Origin of the sequence: Spiroplasma endosymbiont of Dioctria linearis (assembly GCF_964030865.1) — a bacterium.
GTDB lineage: Bacteria > Bacillota_I > Bacilli_A > Mycoplasmatales > Mycoplasmataceae > Spiroplasma_A.
Map to the genome: position 1 here is coordinate 996,392 of NZ_OZ034984.1, position 22,124 is coordinate 1,018,515.

Consider the following 22,124-nt stretch of genomic DNA (forward strand, 5'->3'; position numbering starts at 1 on the left):
ATCTATTTCTCTCCTTTTGTTTTAATTTTCTCAAACTCTTCTGTAATAACTTTATAGACTTGATCTAACTGTTCTTTGGAATGTAATGATGAAATCATTAATCTTATTCTGGCTTTTCCTTTTGAAACTGTTGGATAAATAATGGGAGAAACTAAAATCTGTTTCTCAAATAATATCTTAGTTAATTCTGTAGCAACTGATTCTTCGCCTACCATAAATGGTGTAATTGGAGTTTTTGTATTACCAATTGAATAACCGTTATCAATAAATTTATTTTGAATATATTTTGTGTTTTCTCAAAGTTTCTTAATTCTATCATTTGATTTTTTCATCTCTTTTATAATTTTTATTCCAGCATAACAAATTCCTGTTTGTAGTGATGATGAGAATAAAAAGACTCTTGATTTTTGCTTTAGATATTCAATTAGTATTGACTTACCACAAATAAAACCTCCAACAAGTCCATAAGCCTTAGATAATGTTCCAACTTCTATATCAATTTTTCCTTCCAGACCAAAGTGTGCAATTGAGCCTTGACCATTTGGTCCAAGTACTCCTTCACCATGCGCATCATCAACAATACTATAAGCATTATATTTTTTTGCTAAATAGCTAATTTTATCTAATGGAGCAATATCTCCATCCATAGAAAAAACACCATCTGTGATAATAAAAATATTGCCTGTTACTTCATTAGAATTAATTTTTAATATATTTTCTAAATCACTCATATCACAATGTTTATAAACAGCTCTTTTGGCTTTTGATAAACGAATTCCATCAATTATTGAAGCATGATTCAACTCATCAGAAATGATTAAATCATTCTCATTTGTAATAGTTGGTATTAGTCCAGTATTCGCTTGAAATCCACTTTGAACAACTAAAGCATCTTCAGAATTTTTAAACTCTGCCAAAATTTTTTCAAATTCTCTATGAACAGAGTAACTACCAGAAATTGATCTTACAGCTCCAGGTCCCACTCCATATTTGTCTGCCGCTTCTTTAATTGCTTGGACTGTAATTGGATCATTTGCAAACCCCAAATAATTATTTGAGCACATATTTAAAAAATCTTTATTATTAATTTTTACAATATCACTTTGAGCTCCCTCAAGTATTTTGATAATGTTATAAAGTTTATCTTCTTTTCTAATTTTTAATTCTTCTTCTAAACGATTATATAAACTCATTTTATTCTCCTTTATTAACTTTCTGTCTTTTTTTAAGTAAATGAAACTCAACTAACATAGATATTGAGACATAAAATATAACAGCTATTGCTAATCATTTAAGAACTATATCAAAAGTTCTTTTGTCCATGCCTGCTCCCATTTGTAAACCTACAAAAATTAATAAAAAGGAACTTACAACACCAAAAATAGCTGATATTAAAATTAAATTGGACGTTTGCTGTAAATATTTCTTTCTTTTTATAAAAGTATAGGCTGCAGGCAACATGCATAAAGCTGATCCACAAGCCATTATAGGAAACACTACTTCTTGTTGTAATCCTAAAAAAGATAGTGTTGCCATTGCTGGTGCATATAGCCCAATTCCAAATGATTGAATCATTCCTAAAAAGAAGAATACAATTGTTCCAATAATAATTCTTCAAGGTTTATCCATAAGTGATGTTTGATCTCCAATATTTGATGTACTAATTACGTTAACTTGAGGATGAGTTAAAATCATTAGTATTGCTACAAAAAATAAAACTACCCCCATAATAATTTTTATTGAAGTTTGATCTTTTATCTTTGATACGAATAAGGAACCTACAAAAGTTCCACAAATAATTGCTATAACTAAAATTAATAGAGTTGCAATGTTTACTTGAATCGAACCAACAAATAAAGCTGACTCTATCAAAGCACTTACACCCAAAGCCACATTTAATGTGCCGGGTAACTTTGTATCATCTTTTATGGCTCTTGTTCCTTTTAATAAACCAGTAATAACTCCAAAAGAACCAACACCAATTGTATCTGTAAATCCTCCAGTAAAACCTACTGCTAAAATTACTTTTTCCCTTTGATTTACATCTTCATATTTAACTTTTAATGTAAATCAAAAATAAATTAAGCTAAATACAACTGCGGATAATAATAAAAATATGCAAATTATAAAAGCAACTAATTGCTCACCCTCTCAAATAACCTTCCCAGGATTTTGTCAAGGAAAAAAAACTAAATAATTAATTAAAATTGATATAATAGTTGCTACCATGGCAATAGAAAAAAATAACATCCATTTAGCAAATTTTTTCTTATGCTCTTGCTTTGATAATAGTAACTGTGATTCTTCTTTCACTATAATATTTTCCTTTCTCATTCTTTTATTTTTTTGGCTATAAAAACTTATAACCACTTATATAATATAAAAAAAAAAAAAAAACCAATATTTTATCCATTTTTTATTAAAATAATATAAATTTTTCCAATATAATATAATAAATTATTTTAATAAAAACTATTATTTTTTATAATAAAAGAGTAAAATAATTGTTGGTAAAGTTATGATAAGTTTAAATATATTAAGCAATAACAATATTGTGATAAGAAGCTTCTTAACTAAGAAATCAAGATTCACTACCTATATTTCAAAAGTAACAAATAAAACTGAATTAAAAAATTTTATAAAAAAGCATACTGATAAAGGAGCAACTCATAATTGCTATGCTTTTAAGTATGGCCATGATAATTTAAATTATGGATACAACAATGATGGTGAACCAAAGGGAACTGCAGGTGAACCATTATTAAAACTAATCGAAGTAAGTAATGTTACTAATATTATAATATTTGTTAAAAGATATTATGGTGGAGTAAAGTTAGGAACAGGCGGATTGCAAAAAGCTTATACTAATTCAGCAATTGAAATAATGAAGGAAAGTGAATTTAAAAAATTAAGACTTCTAAATAATATAAAAATAAATTTTAAAATAGCAGATATTAAAGCTATTAAATTATTTTTATTAAAACAAGCTGAAGACATTAATTATACGTATACTAAAGATTTGGTTACGGTAGAATTCAATTTAGATAAAATTGAAAAAATGGACTCTATTAAAGATAAAATAAATATTTTAAAAATTAAGCAGGGGTATTATTAAAGGAGAACAATAATGGATAAGAAAAAAGTTGTGATTATAGATGGTTACCATCTTCTTCACAAAGGTTATTATGGAAGTTTAAAGAGAAAAAAAGTTGCTATAAATAGAGATGGAGTTTTAATAAATGCTGTATATGTCTTTGTAGCAAACGTCTATCAATTAGTTCAATCAAATGAATATCATACTGTACTAGTTACATTTGATGTAGGAAAAGAATGTTGAAGAAAAGAAATATATCCAGAATATAAAGCAACAAGAAAAGAAACACCATCAGATTTAATTCCACAAATGCAATTAGTTAGAGATTTTTTAACAGCTGCAAATATACCATGATATGAAAAAGTTAAATATGAAGGTGACGATATAATGGGAACTATTTCTAGAATAGCTGTTAAACTTGGCTATCAAGTTGAAATAGTTTCAAATGATAAAGATACATATCAATTAATTTGTGATGATGTAAAGGTTGTTTCACAACAATCAAAAAAATGTAAACAAGAAATAATAACGAAAAAAGAAGTTTTTGAAAAATTTGGTTGCAAACCTTGTCAAATACCTGATATAAAATCACTATTAGGTGATCAATCAGATAATATAAAGGGTGTTAGAGGAATGCATTATAATACAGCAACAAAATTAGTTGCAAAATATGGATGTGTTGAAAATATTTATAAAAACTTAACTGACTTTCCTGAAGAGCAAAGAAAAAAACTTGAGCTTTGTAAAGAAAAGGTTTTAATGAATAAGCAAATTGCAAAAATATTAAAAAATGTTGATATTGGTAGAATTAACTTTAAACCTTTAAGAATTAACTACATAAGATTTATGGGTTTTCTAAAAAGAGAGAAAATGTGAGCATTTACTAAAATGATTGAAGATAAAGTTAAACAACAACTTACTTATAAAGAAAAAATAAAAACAGAGATACAAGAACTTTCTTAAATCTCTGTTTTTATTTTTTGACCTTTTTCATCAACCTCATAAAGTCTTTGAGTTAGTATTCTAATTTGATCTTTTGAAACTCTTATTATTCCTCTATGAAGGTGAATATATTTTATAGTTCCATCAATTTCATATTTCATATCACCAATAAGAAGTGTTGAAACAATTGAAGTATGGTTAGCATAAATTGTTATTTGTCCATCAGAAGTTCTTACATTTGCATATTCTACCTCTAAATCATCTATATATACACCCTCAGGAGTAATGATTTTTAATTTAGTTAGTTGCATTATTTTTTAGTTTTGAATCTTTCAATAACTTCTTCAACTGAACCCGCATACATAAATAAAATCTCAGGAATATGATCTAAACTACCATTTAATATAGATTCAAATGAACTTACTGTATCTTTAACTGCAACATATTTGCCACTTCTACCTGTAAACTTTTCACCAACAGTAAATGGCTGAGACATAAAGTTTCTTATTTTTCTTGCTCTATTAACTACAATTTTATCTTCTTCTGAAAGCTCTTCCATACCAAGAATTGCTATTATTGATTGTAGTTCCTTGTATTTTTGTAAAGTTTCCTGTACTTTTAAAGCTATCTGATAATGATTCTCTCCTACAATTTGTGGATCTAACATCCTAGAATTTGAATTTAATGGGTCAATTGCTGGATAAATTCCCAATGATGCAATAGTTCTATCCAAAACTACAGAAGCATCTAAGTGAGTAAATGTTGTAGCTGGTGCTGGATCAGTCAAATCATCTGCTGGTACATAAACTGCTTGTACAGATGTAATCGAACCTTTTTGAGTTGATGTAATTCTCTCTTGAAGTGCTCCCATTTCAGTTGCCAATGTTGGTTGATATCCAACAGCCGAAGGCATTCTTCCTAAAAGAGCAGAAACCTCTGAACCTGCTTGAGTAAATCTAAAAATGTTATCAATAAATAAAAGTACATCTTGATTTTTAATATCTCTAAAATATTCTGCAATTGTTAACCCAGTAAGAGCAACTCTCATTCTTGCACCAGGTGGTTCATTCATTTGACCAAAAACCAAAGATGTTTTATCAATAACACCAGCATCTATCATTTCAAAATATAAATCATTACCTTCTCTTGTTCTTTCACCAACTCCTGCAAATACAGAAATACCACCATGGGCTTTAGCAACATTATTAATTAACTCTTGAACAAGAACTGTTTTTCCAACTCCCGCTCCACCAAATAAACCAATTTTACCTCCTTTTGCAAAAGGCATCATTAAATCTATAACTTTAATTCCTGTTTCAAGAATCTCTGCAGAAGTAGCAAGTTCGTCATAATTTGGAGCTAATCTATGAATTGGCATTCTTTCCCCTTTAACTGGAGGTTTATCATCTATTGGGTCACCTAAAACATTGAACATTCTACCAAGAACTTTATCTCCTACTGGAACACTAATTGGTCCTCCAGTATTTGTTCCAATAATTCCTCGAACTAAACCTTCAGTAGGGCCCATAGCAATAGTTCTAACTAAGTCATCCCCAATATGTTGAACAACTTCTAAAACAAGTTTTATTCCATTATTATCCAATTCAATTGTATTATAAAGTTTTGGCATATCCTCTTGTTTGAATTTTACATCCACAACAGGACCCATTACTTGAACAACTTTACCTTGTGTAATTTTTTCTGTCATACTTATTACCTCTAATCTTCATTTTGAGCATTAGCTCCTCCAATAATTTCACTAATTTCTTGTGTAATATTTTCTTGTCTTTTTCTATTAAAAACTACACTTAAATTATCTGAGAGTTCTTTACCATTTTTATTTGCAGCTTCCATAGCCATTCTTCTACTTGCGTGCTCTGAAACTTGTGATTCAATTATTGTACCAAATAAAATTGTATTTAAATACATTGAAACACTTGTTGTTAGTACAGTTTCTGGATCTGGTTCCAAAATTAAATCTTGATGTAATTCATTCTCCTCGAGTTTTTTTTCTATTGGAAACATATCTAAAACAGCTGGTTCAAAAGTAACATTGTTAATAAATTTTGTATAGACAATTTTTATTTGATCAAATTCTTTTTGAACAAAAGAGTTTAGTAAATTAACTGACATTTTTCTTGATTGCTCATTTGAAAAATCAACATCAATATCTAAAAATTCCTCTTTAATATTTAAATTATTTGCTCTACAAAAGTTAGCAACCTTCGTTCCAATAGCAATTACACTATCTGTTTTTTTATTTACTAATGGTTTTAATACTTTAAAAATACTTGAGTTATATCCACCACATAATCCTAAATTGGAACCAATAACAATTCATAAAGTACTGTTTAATACTTGGTTTTGTTTTTTTAAGTATATTGAGTCCTCAGAGTGTGAAATAATATAATTAAAAACATCGTATACTTCATCTAAATAAGTTTGAATGTTTCCCATCCTTTTAGATATTTTTTTTAATTTTGCTGTTGCAACTAATTCCATTGCCCCAGTAATTTTACCAATATCTTTTATTGAACTTATCCCAGATTTTAATTCACTTAAATTTGCCATACTAACCTAAACTTTCATACTCATCTTTTTTACCATACTCATCAACTTTATAACCTTGTAACTTTGAAGTGATATTTTTTAAAACTAGTACCAATTGAGATTTTACAGAAGCATATAAACTATCACTAAACTCTTTTTCTGCTTCTAGCATTTTTCTAAGTGCTTTAGCATTTTTATCATTTTCAAAATGATAAAAAACTAACTCTTTAAAATTAATCATTTCACTTAGTGGTAATCATTTTATTAATCTTTCTTTGATAGATAATAATAAAATTGCTTGATCAATTTGTGCTGCTGGTTTATATTGTCTTTGCTTTAAAAGCTCAACAATTTTTTGACCATGATTTAATGTTTCTTTTGTAGTTTCATCTAGATCACTTCCAAATTTTGCAAATGCTTGCAACTCATAATATTGAGCCAATTCCAATTTTAAAGTACTAGCTACTTGCTTAACTGCTTTAATTTGAGCAGCAGAACCTACCCTTGATACTGACAATCCAGTATCAACAGCTGGTCTAATACCTGAATTAAATAATTGCTCTGATAAAAATATTTGCCCATCAGTAATTGAAATTACATTGGTTGGTATATACGCAGATATATCTCCAGCTTGAGTTTCAACAATTGGTAAAGCTGTAATACTTCCTCCACCAAAATTTTCATTTACTCTTGCTGCTCTTTCAAGTAATCTTGAGTGTAGATAAAAAACATCTCCTGGATATGCTTCACGACCTGGTGGACGTCTTAATAATAAAGCTAAAGTTCTATAAGCAATTGCATGTTTTGATAAGTCATCATAAATAATTAAAACATCATCACCTTTAGACATTCATTCCTCTGCAATTGAAACTCCAGTATAAGGAGCTATATATTGAATTGGTGCTGATTCACTTGCTGATGCTGAAATTACTGTTGTATACTCCATTGACCCAGCTTGCTTTAATTTTTCAACAACTTGAGCAACTGTTGACTCTTTTTGACCAATAGCCACATAAATGCACTTAACATTTTTTCCTTTTTGATTAATAATTGCATCAATAGCAATTGCTGTTTTACCAGTTTGTCTATCACCAATAATTAATTCACGTTGCCCTTTTCCAATAGGTATTATTGAATCAATTGACATAATTCCAGTTTCCATTGGTTGATTAACTGATTTTCTAGACATAACTCCTGAGGCAATTTTTTCTACTGGTGCAAATTTTGTATTATTCAATGGTCCATTTCCATCAATTGGTGAGCCCATTCCATTTAAAACTCTTCCCAGAAGAGTATCACCAACTGGAGTTTCAACAACTTTGCATGTTCTAACAACTTTATCACCCTGGCGAATTTTTGAATCATCACCCATAATAACTGCACCAACTGCACCCTCTTCTAAATTAAGAGCCATACCATAAATATCATTTGAGAAAATTAAAAGCTCACCCATCATAACATCTTCAAGTCCAAATAAAAGAGCAACACCGTCACCAATACTTGCAACAGTCCCTTCTTGTGATTGAATAATATTTTTGCCATATTCTTTAATTTGCTTTTTTATAACCTCTGATATTTCATTTATTTTAAGTGACATATCTTTACCTCTGCTCTCTATTTTCCAAAATAATATTTTTCATATCTTCAACTTTTCCCTTTAATGAAAAATCAAAAATATTATTAGCAACTTCAATTCTAATACCGGCAATTAAAGAGTTATCAATTTTGTTTTCTAGTTTTATATTTTGATTTATTTTATTTTTAATTTTTTCTTCAATCGTAGAAATATATTTTTGGTCAATTTTTAAAGTTGAATAAATTATTCCTTTTTTAATATCTAAACTCTCTCATAATTTAATTATTGCAGCATTTAAGATATATTCTATATATGAAAAAATCTCTCTTTCAACAATTAATTTTAAACAATTTAGCACTAATGGCTCTAAATATTTTTTAAAAATATCTTCAATGAATTTTATTCTAGTTTTAACATCAATAAATTTATTTGATAAAAAGTATATCGCTTCTTGATTTAACTCAAAAATGTTTTTTAATTCTTCTAAAGTTTTTGTAAATGATTTAGCTTTTTTTTCTTCAACAATTAATTCACAAATTGCTGCTGCTCAATTATTAATTAAAGATTGTTTAATCACTTAATTAATCCAAACTATTTATAAACTCTTTAATCATTTTTTCATTTTTATCTTTAGAAATATTTTCATTTAAAATTTTTTCAGCTGCTACAAATGCCAGGTCAATAACTTCTTGTCTCATTTGTTCATACATTTCATTTTTTTCAAGTTGAATTGTCTTTTGAGCATGGTTTTGAATATTTGCAGCTTCTGCTCTTGCATTTTCCATAATCTCTAACTTTAAATTATCAGCTGATAATTTTGCTGAATTCATTATCATTTTAGATTCTTCTTTTGCTGAATCTAAAATTTGAAAAGCTTCTTTATTATTTTTATTTGCTTTTGCCTGTTTTGAAACAGCATCATCCAACAACTCACTAATTTTTTTTCTACGTTCTTTTATTGTTTCTCTAAAAGGTTTATAAACTAGCTTAGTTAATAATATTAATATAATTATTGTTGATAGAATATGAGCAATAAAATTTGCTAAGTTAGGAAATAAATTTCCAATAATATCTGGTATTCCAGCATCTAAAAACATAAAACTCATCTCATCTTTCTTAAGCTACAAAAATTAGTAAAATTGCAATTACAAGTGCGTATATAGCTCCTGATTCTGCAAAACCAGCAGTAATAATTAGTGTAGATGTAATTTTTGGTGCTGTTTCTGGATTTCTACCAATTGCGATACATGCTCCATATCCTACTATTCCTTGTCCAATTGATGCTCCAACCATTCCCATTCCTGTAAGTCCTGCCCCAAGAAGTTTTAATCCCTCTCCTATTTCTATTTCCTTTACTTCAGCAAAAAACATTAATAATGTTGAGTATAAGGGCATAATTGAAATAAAGTTACCCCCTAGATTTGTAAGTATTTGTGCAAACATATTTTTTTCTCCTTTTATAAATTATCTTTCAATTTTTTCTTCTCCATCATTAAGACCTTCACCTAGTTTAGCACCAGATCAATAAGAAAGAGTTAACATTGAAAATACAACTGCTTGAATGGTTCCATCAAATAAATCAAAGTATAAATGTAACCATGGTAATGAAACTACTGAGAAAACGTTAAATCCTGCTCATCAGTAATTTAATTTATTATCTCAATCCATTCCAGGGCCATTTGGTCAAAATATATTACCTTGAAGTTGTATTAGACTTGCATAAAGCAATCCTAATAAAATACTACCCCCAAGCATATTTCCAAATAGTCTAAAAGAAAGAGATATTAAAGGGACAAACTGTCCTAAAAGCTCTATTGGATTATAATATCTTTTAAAAAAAGCTAACTTTTGATACCTTAATCCGTAATAATAAATTCCTATAAATGTTACAAATCCCATTGAGAATGTAACTGTATAAGAAGTTGTTAATGACTCTATTCCCAAAATTGATACTACAGAAGAAACTATTATATACATAAAAATATACATTATGTATGGAGTTAATTTTCTGTATTTTTTACCCATGATTGTAATAACCATATTTTCAACCTTAGTAATAAACATTTCTGTTAAAACTAAAAATCCAGTTAATTTTTTATCTTCTTTATAATTTCTAATTTTTACATTATAAACTATACAAAATGTACAAATAATAATGCAAGTTATTAGTATTGATAAAAGTTGAGGGGTAATTGACAATAGAGCATCAACAAAACCTTTGTCATCTGCAAGGAACATATATACTCCTTTCTCTTTTAATAGTTACCATATAAAAATTCACTTACTTGGCTTTACTAAAATAAACTGAGGGAATTCAATTTACTATAAAAGCAATTACTAATCCATATATATTAAATATGTTCGGTAAGTAAAAACTTATAAGGAATGGAACAATATAAAACCCTATTCGTAATGTTGTAATAAACATATAACTATAAGGATTTAAATTATCGATCAAATTTTTTATTCCTAATTTCATAAAAAATAATGAAAAAAACAAAAAACAAGAACCTAAGAGATACCCATTAACTAATGAAAAATTTACTAATTTTAAAATAAATAAAATTGTTAATAAGCATGTAATCATTGATATAAGAGATATTAATATAATTTTTCCTTTATTTTTAAACAAATTATACTCTCCTTATTAAGTTCCATCTAATTAATAATACTCTTATTAATTTATAAAATCTAGGAAAATTATAGTCATAATAAAAAAATAGATACGTGAAATATATCTATTTTGTTCCAAAAATTCTATCTCCAGCATCTCCAAGACCGGGTTCTATAAATCCACTTTCGTTTAAGATTGGGTCTAAACTAGCAGTATAAATATCTACATCTGGGTGATCTTTAATAATTCTGTCAACACCCTTTTGCACAGCAACTAAACAAACAAACTTTATTTGAATTGCTCCTCAAGATTTAGCTATTTCAATTGCCTTTGAAGCACTACCCCCAGTTGCTAACATTGGGTCAACAACAATAACATAACTACTTTCAATATCTTTTGTTGTTTTTGCAAAGTATTGTACAGGTTCTAAAGTTTCTTCATCTCTATAAAGTCCAATATGTGCAATTCTTGAAGTAGGTACTAATCTTTGTATTCCCTCTGTCATTCCTAATCCTGCTCTAATAATTGGTACTAAAACTACTGGAACATCTAATTTATATCCCTTTGTTAAAGTCACAGGTGTTTTGATATCAATTTCTTGTATAGGAACATCTCTAAAAATTTCATAAACCATTAGTTGCCCTATTTCATTTAAGTTTTCTCTAAAGTCTTTAGATGATGTATCCTCTTTTCTCATTCTAGTTAATTTATCTAGAATAAGAGGATGTTTAATAATTGTAAAAGCCATTTGATAACCCCCTTATTGATTATTTAGTTTTTCCACTCTATTTTTATGTCTTTCTTCAAATTCCGTATTTAAAAAAAAATCTACAAGTCTAACTGCTTTTTCATTTGCAATTATTCTTGCTCCAAGAGCTAAGATATTTGCATTATTATGTTGTCTTGCCAAGATTGTTGTTTGATCTTCATAACATAAAGCGGCACGCGCACCCTTTACTTTGTTTGCAGCTATTGATATTCCAATACCTGTCCCACAAATTATTATTCCATAGGTACTATTTTCAACAACTTTTTTTGCAACTTCTTTACCAAAAGCAGGATAATCTACTGAATGACTATCATCTGTTCCAATGTTTATCACTTCATGACCTTTTGTTTTTAAAAATTCCACTATTTGATTTTTCATCTCAACACCTGCATGATCATTTCCGATATATATTTTCATAATTAAAAGCTCCCTCAAAATGAATATACACTATTTTAAAAATAAAAAAACCTAAAATAAAAAAAGGCTTTCACCTTTTTAATATTCTGAATCGTAAGTTTCCTTACCTTTTTTAATTATATCTGCACTACCAGTTAACCCTGTTCCAGCTGGAATTAAATTTCCTAACATAATGTTTTCTTTTAATCCCTCTAGTTTATCAATTTTTCCTTTGATTACCGCTTTTACAAGAACTCTTGCTGTATCTTGGAATGACGCACTTGATAATCAAGAATCTGATTCAAGTGGAGCTTTTTTAATACCAAAGATAACGTGTTTTGCAAGTGGTGGTTTTTTACCAGCAATAATTGCAAGTTTAACTTCATTTCTGAATGTTCTTGAAGAAATAACCTCTCCAGGAAGTAATTCAGTTTCTCCTGAATCAATAATTTTAACTTTATTTAACATTTGTTTAACAATAATTTCAATATACTTATCTGAAATTTCAATACCTTGTAGACGATATACTTTTTGAACTTCTTTTAAAATATAGTTTTGTACATCTTCAATTCTTGCAACTTCTAATAATTCTTTAATATTTATTGCACCTTCTGTTAATTTTTGACCACGAGTTACAAATTCACCTTCTGTTACTCTTAAAATAGCTCCATATTGTGATTTGTATTTTCTTTCGTCTTGTTCAGAAGCAACAACTATTGTTATAATTCCTTCTTCTTCTTTTGCTTCTTTAATAACACCATCAATTTGTGAAATTATAGCAATTGAACCTTTCGGATTTGTAACGTCAAGTAACTCTTTAATACGAGGTAACCCTTGAGTAATATCTGCTCCACCAGCAACCCCTCCAGTATGGAAAGTACGCATAGTTAACTGAGTACCTGGTTCACCAATAGATTGTGCTGCAATAACTCCAACAGGTTCACCAATTGTAACAATCTCTCCTGTTGCTAAGTTTATTCCATAACATTTTCTACATACACCACGGTTTGTATCACATGTTAAAACTGTTCTAATTTGAACTTCTTCAATTCCAGCATTAATAATATCATCTGCTAATTGTAATGTAATAAGTTCATTAGCTTCAACAATTGTTTTTCCTTTTGAGCTAATAACATCATTGAAAGTAAATCTTCCAACTAATCTATCTTTTAAAGGAACAATTATATTATCATGTTTAGTTTCAATAATTGAATGAACATCAAATCCTTTTGTTGTTTTACAATCATCCTCAGTAACAATAATTTCTTGTGATATATCAACAAGTCTTCTTGTTAAATAACCTGAGTCGGCAGTTTTCAAGGCAACGTCAGCCATACCTTTTCTTGCTCCGTGAGTAGAAATGAAATATTCTGAAACAGTTAGACCCTCACGGAATGAAGACTTAATTGGAATTTCTTTAATATCACCCTTCGGGTCATTCATAAGACCTCTCATACCTACTAACTGTGTAAAGTTCGAAACATTACCCCGAGCTCCTGAATCGGCCATAACAAATACTGGATTTTTTGGATCTTTTTTTAGAACTTCTTCAAGTTTATTTTGAATTTTATCTTTTACTTGAGATCATACAGTAATTACTCTACGCTTTTTCTCAGTTTTTGTTAACATACCCATATTATAGAAATTAGTAATTTGAGTTACTTTTTCATCTGCAATTTTAAAATCTTCAAATTTTTGTGTATAAGCAACAACGTCAGCTGCACTAATTGTTGTTCCAGATTTTGATGAGAATTTAAATCCTAAATCCTTCATGTTATCTAACATCTGAGCAGTTCTTTGTGCTCCAAATAATTTAAAGTATCTCTCAATAATTGAAGATAATTCTTTTTTCTTAATTGGTTGTTGAATTTGATATTCCTTTTGAATATAAGTTCTTATATCAGTATTTCCATCGATCACAAACTTCTCAATTTCTTCTTCTGCATTGTTAATATTTGCATTAACAATTCAAGGGAATTCTTCAACAAACATTTGGTTAAAGAATATTTTACCAACAGTTGTAATTAAGAATTTATCTTTATGTTTATCTGATATTTTTTTATTTTTAAGTTCACTAATTGGAATTGCAACAATTGCATTTAATGAAACAGAATCAGTTTCATATGCAATTTTTACTTCATCATAATTTGTAAATAAAGTTCCTTCACCAAGTACACCTTTTTCCTCTGTTGTTATGTAATAGTTTCCTAAAATCATATCTTGAGTTGGAGTAACAATTGGTTTACCATCTTTTGGTCCAAGAATAGCTTTTGAACCTAACATAAGTGCTCTAGCTTCAGCAACAGCTTCATCACTAATTGGTAAATGGACAGCCATTTGATCACCATCGAAATCGGCATTAAATGCTGTTGTTACTAATGGGTGAAGTCTAATTGCTTTACCTTTAACTAATTTTGGTTCAAATGCTTGAATACCTAAACGGTGAAGAGTAGGAGCACGGTTTAATAAAACCGGTCTATCTTTAATTACTTCCTCTAAAACGTCTCATACTTTTGCATCATTTGTTAATATCATTTTTTCTGCAACTTTTACATTCTCAGCAAGATCTTTTTCCTGTAATCTTCTAATGATAAATGGTTTAAATAATGTGATTGCCATATCTCTTGGAATACCAGCTTGATACATTTTTAAATCAGGTCCAATTGCAATAACTGAACGTCCTGAATAGTCAACACGTTTTCCTAAAAGGTTTTGACGGAATCTTCCTTGCTTACCTTTTAAAATTGATGTTAATGATTTTAAAGGACGTTTATCTTTACCAGTTACTGGTCTTGGTTTACGTTCATTATCTAATAAAGCATCAACTGCTTCTTGAAGCATACGTTTTTCATTATTAACAATAATACTTGGAGCTCCCATTGATTTAACTTTTTTTAGACGTTCATTTCTAATAATGATTCTTCTATATAAATCGTTGATTTCAGAAGTAGTAAATCTACCACCATCCAATTGAATAATTGGTCTAATATCTGGTGGAATTACTGGAATAACATGTAAAATCATTCATTCCGGTCTTGATTTAGATTTTTTTAGTGAGTCTAAAACTTCTAAACGTTTCATTAGTTTATTTTGTTCAGATGAACCTCTTTTTTCTTTTAAGTCATATCTGATTTTTTCAATTTCTTTTTCTAAATTAATATTTTTTAATAAGTCTTCAATGGCATTAGCACCAATTCCAAACTTAGCATTAATATATCTCGAAATAAAAGTTGCTGCTTCATCCATTGAAAATGGTAAGCTTGGAGTTCTTAATTGATTAATTAAATTCTCAGCTCTTTTTCAAGAAAATGTCTCTGGTTCAATTCCAGCTTTAATATCTTCAAGTGTTTTTAATAATTTTTCTCTTGTTTTTAAACTTGCTTTTGCATTCCCTAAATCTAAAACCATTCCTTTTTTAAGGTGTTTTGAATTTCCAGGATCTAAAACAATATAACTTACAAAATAAACAACTTCTTCAACTTCTTTAGTTTTTAAATCTAAAATTGAAGCAATCCTTGAAGGAGCAACTTTTAACATTCAAATATGAGTTACTGGCTCTTCAAGCTCAATATGCCCCATTCTTTCACGTCTAACAATTGATTCAGTAATTTCTACTCCACAACGCTCACAAATTTTACCTTTGTTTTTTACTTTTTTGTATTTCCCACAGGCACATTCATAATTTCTAGTTGGTCCAAATATTCTTTCGTCGAATAAACCTTCTTTTTCTGTTTTTAATGTTTTATAGTTAATTGTTTCTGGTTTTGTAACTTCACCACGTGATCAAGATCTAATCACATCTGGAGAAGCTAATTCAATTTTAATCATTCTCTTATTTGAAATTGCCATCTTAAAACTTCTCCTCTTTTATTCTTCTATACTTTCATCTTCAAAAGTAATAACATCATCTTCGCTAGTTTCACTAAAACCTGCAAGATCAGCATCATTAAATGATGAATCTGCTAATAATTCCTCGTCGATTTCAAAATCATCGTCATCATCATATGCATTGATTTGCACTTTTTTACCATCTTGGTCAATCATATGCATATCAAATCCTAATCCCATAATCTCTTTTGTAAGAACATTAAATGATTCAGGAATTCCTGGCTTAGGAATTGGTTTAGATCTAACAATTGATTCATATGTTTTAATACGACCTTTAATATCATCAGATTTAATAGTTAAGATTTCTCGTAATGTATAAGCAGCACCATAAGCTTCAAGTGCTCAAACTTCCATTTCTCCAAATCTTTGACCACCATTTTGAGCTTTTCCTCCTAATGGTTGTTGAGTAATTAATGAGTATGGACCAATGTTTCTTGTATGTAATTTATCATCAACCATGTGAGATAGTTTTAACATGTACATTACACCAACAGAGATTGGTTTATCAAACGCTTCTCCTGTTTGACCATCAATCAATGTTACTTTCCCATAGTTATCCATTCCAGCTTCTTTCATAATATCTTGTAATTCTTGCTCTTTAACTCCTTCAAAAACAGGAGTATTAACTTTAATTCCAAGTTTTTTTGCAGCCATTCCTAAGTGAATTTCTAGTACTTGTCCAATATTCATACGTGAAGGAACACCTTGTGGATTTAACATAATGTCAACTGGAGTTCCATCTTCCATATGTGGCATATCTTCAACAGGTAAGATTTTTGAAATAACACCTTTGTTACCATGACGTCCAGCCATTTTATCTCCCTCTTGAATTTTACGTTTTTGAACAACATAAACTTTAATAATTTCCAAAATATCAGCTGGTAAATCATGTCCATCAACTCTTGAGAAACGTTTAATTGATTTAATAATTCCTTCACCACCATTTGGTACTCTTAAAGAATTATCTTTAACATTTCTTGATTTTTCTCCAAAAATAGCATGCAATAATTTATCTTCTGGTGATAATTGAGTTTGTGATTTTGGAGTAACTTTACCTACTAAAATATCTCCAACTTTAACCTCTGCTCCAATTGCAACAATACCATCTTCATCCAAGTATTTTTTACTTGCTTCAGAAATATTTGGAATATCTCTAGTAATTTCTTCTGGTCCTTGTTTTGTTTGTCTTCTTTCAATTGTATATTCATCAATATGAATTGAAGTAAATCTATCTTCAATTACAATACGTTCAGAAACAATAACAGCATCTTCATAGTTATAACCATTTCAAGTTGTGAAAGCTACAACTACATTTTGTCCAAGAGCTAATTCACCATTTTCCATTGATGGTCCATCAGCTAAAATGTCTCTTGCTTTAACTTTATCTCCAATTTTAACAATTGGTAAATGAGTTAAAGCTGTTCCATTATTTGAACGACTAAAATCATTTAAATCATATGTTTTAATTCCATCTTTTTGTTCAACAACAACTTTTTTTGAATCCACATATTTAATAATTCCTGGAGCTGTTGCAACAATAGCATCTCCTGAGTCACGAGCAGCTTCATGTTCCACACCAGTTCCAACAATTGGAGATTCTGGATTAATCAATGGTACAGCTTGACGTTGCATGTTTGCACCCATAAGTGCACGGTTAGCATCATCGTTTTCTAAGAATGGAATACATGAAGTAGCAATTGAAACAATTTGTTTTGGAGAAACGTCAACATAGTCAACATCCTTAGGACTAACCATAATGTCATCTCCTCTATAACGAGCAATTACTTGGTCATCTAAAATTGTTCCATCTTCACCAAGATTAATATTGGCCTGAGCAACAACATAATCTTTTTCTTTATCTGCAGTTAAATATTCGTATTCTCCTGACATAACTTTAGTATTTTTAACTTTTCTATATGGAGTCTCAATGAACCCATATTCGTTGATTTTTGCATAAGTTGATAAATTGTTAATCAATCCAATATTTGGTCCCTCAGGGGTTTCAATTGGACATATTCTACCATAGTGAGAAGGGTGAACGTCACGCACTTCTAAAGCAGCTCTATCTCTACTTAGACCACCTGGTCCTAAAGCAGTTAATCTACGTTTATTTGTTAATTCTGCTAATGGGTTAGTTTGATCCATAAATTGTGATAATTGTGAAAGATTAAAAAATTCACCAATTATTGCAGTTAATGGTTTATTGTTAATAATACTTGATGGTTTCATTTTGAATGGATTTGAAGTAGCAAGTTTTTCTCTTACATTTTTTTCAATACGCATCATACCAATTCTAAATTGATTTTGTAGTAATTCTCCAACAGTTCTAACTCTTCTGTTTCCTAAATGATCAATATCATCTATTTCACCAATACCATCCATTAGATTTATAGCATATGAAATTGTTGCAACTATATCTGGTAGATTAATAAATTCATCTTTTGATTTTTTTGTAATCCCAATAATTGTTGCTGTTTCATCTCTTAAGTCATTATCCTTAAATACTTTTACTTTTTGAATTTCATTTCCTGAACTTATTTGCTCATTAAAATTAATTTTTTGAACCATTGCTCCAGCTTCTAAAACTCTATCTAAATCATCTAAAATGTCTTTTGTAATTTCTGTTCCTTTTTCAAAAGCAACTTTACCTTTTACATCTATAATGTCTTCAGCTAAAACACGTCCAATTAATCTATTTTTTACAGATAATTTTTGTTGTAATTTAAATCTTCCTGCTTTTGTTAAATCATATTTTCTTTTATCAAATAGTAAACCATATAAATATTTACTTGCTCCATCAGCTGTTGCTGTTTCACCTTGACGTATTTTTTTATAAATTTCTTGAACTTGGTTTTCATAATCTATTTCAATATCACCAGTTAATGTGTCTAAATCATAGCTTGATGAAATTACTTCATTATTATCAAATAAGTCTAAAATTTGCTCTTTTTGCATTTTAAATGCAGTTAGTAAACTTGTTGCAGTAGTTTTTCTAGATTTGTCAATTTTTACATAGAATACATTTAATACTTTATTATCCAAAGCTTTTTTTGAATCTAATTCAAATTCTAATCATGTTCCTCTTGAAGGAATAATATCTGCAAAGTAAATCATTTCCCCATTTTTACGGTTCATTTCTTCTTTAAAATAACTTCCTGGTGAACGAACTAATTGAGAAACAACAACTTTTTCACTACCATTAATAACAAATGTTCCTCTATCCGTCATTAGAGGGAATTCTCCAAAGAAAACCTCTCCAGTTTTGTAAATATCAATATTTGCTAAATAGAATTCTTCTTTGTCCTCTTTAATTTCAATTTGAATTGTATCTTTTTCTCCAACTTTACTTTTGAATTCAAAAAAGTAAAGTGATCCTTTACTGTCTTTAAATTCAACTCCAGTTGATTCTAATTTTTCTTGTAATCATCCTTTTAGGAATGTTTCCATTGATCCTGAAATTTCTTCTTTAAAAACTTCAACATCTTCCATATGAATAGTTAAAGATAAATTTGAATAAATTGGTGCTTCAAATATTTTTGACTCTTCTTTTGCTTTTTTTATTGAAAGTCTTGATTCTCTAAACTCTCAATCAGTCATTGATAATACTATATCTCCATCAGCTGAAACAACTGGAAAAACTTCTTCAAATACTTCATTTATTCCCTTATTTTTAAATCAATCAAATGTGTCTGTTTGCAACTCAATAAGATTTGGTAATTCTAAATCACCTGATACCTTAGCATAGTCACGCCTTTCCACTAGTGCATTAATTTTCTTGATTTTGTAATTCATTTAATAGTGTCCCCCGTTCAAATAAAACATACGCAAAAAAATTCTATCTTATTTTAAAGACTAAATCAATAGCAAATAGCAAAGAATAATTATTTCTTTGCATTTTTTTAGTTATTTAGTTAATTTCTCTAACATAGTCTTAATTGATTCTATACTTTCATTTCATCATTGCAAGTCTTCCAGCTCTTTTATTTTATTTTCTTCAAATCTTTTTCTTTTTACTTTTGCTGGATTTCCAGCAACAATTGAGTAAGGTTCTACATCTTTTGTGACAACAGCCTTTGCTGCAATAATACTTCCATTACCAATCTTAACTCCTGGCATAATAGTTGCTCCATAGCCAATTCATACATCATGGCCAATAATTGTATCTCCTTTACTTTTAAAAGGTTTGATATTTTTTTTGTTTACTTCAAATTCATCAAACATTTCAAAAGGATATGTTGAAATTGAATTAATTCTATGATTTGCACCATTCATTAAAAATTTAACATCTTCTGCAATTGCACAGAAATTACCAATAACTAGCTTATCTTTATGAACATTTGGAAAATGATATAAAATATTTCTATTTTGAAACTCTTTTGCTCCTTTTTCATTTTGAAAACTATAAAAGTAACTATACTCTCCAACTTCAATAGCAGAATTAGTAACGTAATCTTTAAGTAAATATATTTTTGATGATTTAGACATATAAAACTCCCTCTAATAAAAAATGACCTTCAAGGTCACTATAAATTAATTCTTATTTTAAATCTACTGAAGCTCCTGCTTCGATTAATTGTTTTTTCATTTCTTCTGCATCTTCAACTTTTACATTTTCTTTAATAGCTACTGGTAATGTTCCATCAACTAATTTTTTAGCATCCATTAATCCTAAACCAGTCATTTCTTTAACTAATTTAATAACTGAAACTTTGTTTCCTCCAGCACTTGTTAACATAACACTAACTTCACTTGGTGCAGCTGCTCCTGCTGCTGCAGCTGGTGCTGCAACTGCTGCAGCTGCTACAACTCCGAAGTGATCTTCTATTGATTTAACTAAATCGTTTAATTCTGTTAATTTCATTTCTTCTAATGCTTTAATAATATCGTCTTTTGTAATTGCCATTTTTGTTTTCTCCTTTTTTTCTTTCTTCTATTTTATTGCTATTTGTACACTTAATTGTTTTTTTATTCTGCTTTTGTATTTGCTATTTCTTTTACAGTCAACATAAATTGACGTAATGGGTAAATAAGTGATGAAGCAAACATTGAGTATAACTCTTCTTTTGATGGAAGAGAAGCAATTTCATTAATTGCTGCTGTATCCATAACATTTCCTTCATAAATACCTGCTTTAAGAACTAGATCTGAATTTAATTTTGCAAATTCAGAAACTAATTTTGCTGGAAATAAAGCTTCTTCATCTGAAAAAATATAAATATTTTGTTGTACTAAATATGAATCTAGTCCTTTAATTTTTAACTCTTCAGTTGCTCTTCTAAATAATGAATCTTTATAAACTTTAATAAAAATCCCTTTTTCACGAGCCTTGTTTCTTAAGTCTGTCATTTGTGCTACAGATAAATTTTTATATTCAGCAATTACCATACCTTTACAGTTTTGGATTCTGTCTGAAATTTCTTTAACTATCTCATTCTTTTTAGCATGAGCTGGTCTTGTGTTTGACATTATTAACAACCTCCTTTTTTTACTTTCGCATTTAAAATCAAAATAAAAACCTCAGATAATTTCCGAGGTCAATTAAAAATACAATAAACATTGTAAGCATTCTTACAATTGGTATATGTAGTTTCATTCCTCGGTAACAAATTAAGGGATAAAATCCCAGTTACTTTCTTCGGTACGAATAGCACTTATATAATATCATATTTGTAGTGCTTGATGAGAATTTTTATCTTTATATTATTAATTATTTTTTATTGTATAAACTTGATCAAACTGTCTATATAAATCATCAATTTCAAACACATAGTCTACTATAAATCTATTTGGAACCTTAAAGAAAAATTTAAAATTAGGATGACATCCCTGCTTATCTGCAAGAGTAATTATATCTATTGTCTTGGGTTTTAAGGAATCTAAATATTCATAAACAGTATCTAAAGTTTTGCCTTTATCAATAATATCTTCAATTATTAAAACATGTTTATTCTCAAGAATTGGTTTTTTTACTTTTTTATAAAATTTTACTTCTCTTGTTGATTGAGTACATAAGTAACTTGATACAGAGATAGTACCTATTTTAATTGGCATATTCAACTTTCTTGATAAATCTGTAAAAAAGAAAAAAGAGCCATTAAGAGTAAATAATAGACTTATCTCATTTTCCTTAAATTGCTCATTCAACTCATTTGCTAATTTTGTTATTTATTGTTCTATCTCCTGTTTTGAAATTATTAATTTTAATTTATGCTCAATATTTATAATAGTTTTCTCCTAAAAGAAATTATAAATTAATTAAAAAAAGTTGTTTAATAAGAAAACAACTTTTAATTAG

21 protein-coding genes and 1 other annotated feature are annotated in these 22,124 nt (G+C 28.7%); of the genes, 2 read left to right on the forward strand and 19 right to left on the reverse strand.

Annotation, left to right across the window (positions count from 1 at the left end; all coding sequences use genetic code 4):
• Positions 1–2 precede the first annotated feature (2 nt).
• Together AAHM84_RS04295 and AAHM84_RS04300 are read right to left on the reverse strand one after the other, a co-directional pair.
• The gene (locus AAHM84_RS04295; RefSeq protein ID WP_342258682.1) at positions 3–1,193 is read right to left on the reverse strand and encodes a glycine C-acetyltransferase; all 1,191 of its coding nucleotides are present in this window, start codon (positions 1,191–1,193) and stop codon (positions 3–5) included.
• A gap of 1 nt (position 1,194) precedes the next feature.
• Positions 1,195–2,313: a TSUP family transporter gene (locus tag AAHM84_RS04300; RefSeq protein WP_342258683.1), complete on the reverse strand. Its 1,119-nt coding sequence runs from the start codon at positions 2,311–2,313 to the stop codon at positions 1,195–1,197.
• Positions 2,314–2,518: 205 nt separating this feature from the next.
• Between AAHM84_RS04300 and AAHM84_RS04305 the strand changes: the two genes are divergently transcribed.
• A complete protein-coding gene (locus AAHM84_RS04305) occupies positions 2,519–3,115 on the forward strand; it encodes a YigZ family protein (protein WP_342258684.1) in 597 nt (198 codons plus the stop codon).
• A gap of 12 nt (positions 3,116–3,127) precedes the next feature.
• Positions 3,128–4,057: a 5'-3' exonuclease gene (locus AAHM84_RS04310; protein ID WP_342258685.1), complete on the forward strand. Its 930-nt coding sequence runs from the start codon at positions 3,128–3,130 to the stop codon at positions 4,055–4,057.
• Here the strand turns inward: AAHM84_RS04310 and AAHM84_RS04315 are convergent.
• From AAHM84_RS04315 to AAHM84_RS04390, 17 genes are all read right to left on the reverse strand, one after another.
• Positions 4,054–4,347, reverse strand: coding sequence for a F0F1 ATP synthase subunit epsilon (locus AAHM84_RS04315; protein ID WP_339034241.1), 294 nt, complete (start codon positions 4,345–4,347; stop codon positions 4,054–4,056). The two genes, AAHM84_RS04310 and AAHM84_RS04315, sit on opposite strands and share 4 nt — an antisense overlap.
• A complete protein-coding gene (atpD, locus tag AAHM84_RS04320; RefSeq protein WP_342258686.1) occupies positions 4,347–5,744 on the reverse strand; it encodes a F0F1 ATP synthase subunit beta in 1,398 nt (465 codons plus the stop codon). Before atpD ends, AAHM84_RS04315 begins: the two co-directional genes overlap by 1 nt.
• Positions 5,745–5,755: 11 nt before the next feature.
• Positions 5,756–6,607, reverse strand: coding sequence for an ATP synthase F1 subunit gamma (gene atpG / locus AAHM84_RS04325; protein WP_342258687.1), 852 nt, complete (start codon positions 6,605–6,607; stop codon positions 5,756–5,758).
• Between the two features lies 1 nt (position 6,608).
• The gene (gene atpA / locus AAHM84_RS04330; protein ID WP_342258688.1) at positions 6,609–8,183 is read right to left on the reverse strand and encodes a F0F1 ATP synthase subunit alpha; all 1,575 of its coding nucleotides are present in this window, start codon (positions 8,181–8,183) and stop codon (positions 6,609–6,611) included.
• Between the two features lie 4 nt (positions 8,184–8,187).
• Positions 8,188–8,739 carry a F0F1 ATP synthase subunit delta gene (locus tag AAHM84_RS04335; RefSeq protein ID WP_342258689.1) on the reverse strand — a complete coding sequence of 184 codons (552 nt, stop codon included), beginning with the start codon at positions 8,737–8,739 and terminating at the stop codon, positions 8,188–8,190.
• A gap of 4 nt (positions 8,740–8,743) precedes the next feature.
• Positions 8,744–9,259 carry a F0F1 ATP synthase subunit B gene (gene atpF, locus AAHM84_RS04340; RefSeq protein WP_342258690.1) on the reverse strand — a complete coding sequence of 172 codons (516 nt, stop codon included), beginning with the start codon at positions 9,257–9,259 and terminating at the stop codon, positions 8,744–8,746.
• Between the two features lie 19 nt (positions 9,260–9,278).
• On the reverse strand, positions 9,279–9,533 hold the full coding sequence (locus AAHM84_RS04345; RefSeq protein ID WP_425289576.1) for a F0F1 ATP synthase subunit C: 255 nt from the start codon (positions 9,531–9,533) through the stop codon (positions 9,279–9,281).
• 93 nt (positions 9,534–9,626) lie between these two features.
• Positions 9,627–10,400, reverse strand: a complete 774-nt coding sequence (locus AAHM84_RS04350; protein WP_342258692.1) for a F0F1 ATP synthase subunit A — start codon at positions 10,398–10,400, stop codon at positions 9,627–9,629.
• Between the two features lie 43 nt (positions 10,401–10,443).
• Positions 10,444–10,794, reverse strand: coding sequence for an MG406 family protein (locus tag AAHM84_RS05465; RefSeq protein WP_425289566.1), 351 nt, complete (start codon positions 10,792–10,794; stop codon positions 10,444–10,446).
• A 106-nt stretch (positions 10,795–10,900) separates the two neighbouring features.
• Complete coding sequence (gene upp, locus AAHM84_RS04355; protein WP_339029886.1) at positions 10,901–11,524, reverse strand: uracil phosphoribosyltransferase; 624 nt, start codon at positions 11,522–11,524, stop codon at positions 10,901–10,903.
• 12 nt (positions 11,525–11,536) lie between these two features.
• Positions 11,537–11,962 carry a ribose 5-phosphate isomerase B gene (rpiB, locus tag AAHM84_RS04360; RefSeq protein WP_342258693.1) on the reverse strand — a complete coding sequence of 142 codons (426 nt, stop codon included), beginning with the start codon at positions 11,960–11,962 and terminating at the stop codon, positions 11,537–11,539.
• Between the two features lie 78 nt (positions 11,963–12,040).
• Positions 12,041–15,790, reverse strand: a complete 3,750-nt coding sequence (gene rpoC / locus AAHM84_RS04365; protein WP_342258694.1) for a DNA-directed RNA polymerase subunit beta' — start codon at positions 15,788–15,790, stop codon at positions 12,041–12,043.
• 18 nt (positions 15,791–15,808) lie between these two features.
• Positions 15,809–19,621, reverse strand: coding sequence for a DNA-directed RNA polymerase subunit beta (locus AAHM84_RS04370; RefSeq protein ID WP_342258695.1), 3,813 nt, complete (start codon positions 19,619–19,621; stop codon positions 15,809–15,811).
• 111 nt (positions 19,622–19,732) lie between these two features.
• Positions 19,733–20,314, reverse strand: coding sequence for a CatB-related O-acetyltransferase (locus AAHM84_RS04375; RefSeq protein ID WP_342258696.1), 582 nt, complete (start codon positions 20,312–20,314; stop codon positions 19,733–19,735).
• Between the two features lie 52 nt (positions 20,315–20,366).
• Positions 20,367–20,732, reverse strand: coding sequence for a 50S ribosomal protein L7/L12 (gene rplL / locus AAHM84_RS04380; RefSeq protein ID WP_342258697.1), 366 nt, complete (start codon positions 20,730–20,732; stop codon positions 20,367–20,369).
• A 62-nt stretch (positions 20,733–20,794) separates the two neighbouring features.
• Positions 20,795–21,295, reverse strand: a complete 501-nt coding sequence (gene rplJ / locus AAHM84_RS04385) for a 50S ribosomal protein L10 (protein WP_342258698.1) — start codon at positions 21,293–21,295, stop codon at positions 20,795–20,797.
• Positions 21,296–21,329: 34 nt separating this feature from the next.
• Positions 21,330–21,486: a sequence feature (ribosomal protein L10 leader region), on the reverse strand.
• 46 nt (positions 21,487–21,532) lie between these two features.
• Positions 21,533–21,994: a phosphoribosyltransferase gene (locus AAHM84_RS04390; protein ID WP_342259366.1), complete on the reverse strand. Its 462-nt coding sequence runs from the start codon at positions 21,992–21,994 to the stop codon at positions 21,533–21,535.
• Between the last annotated feature and the right edge of the window lie 130 nt (positions 21,995–22,124).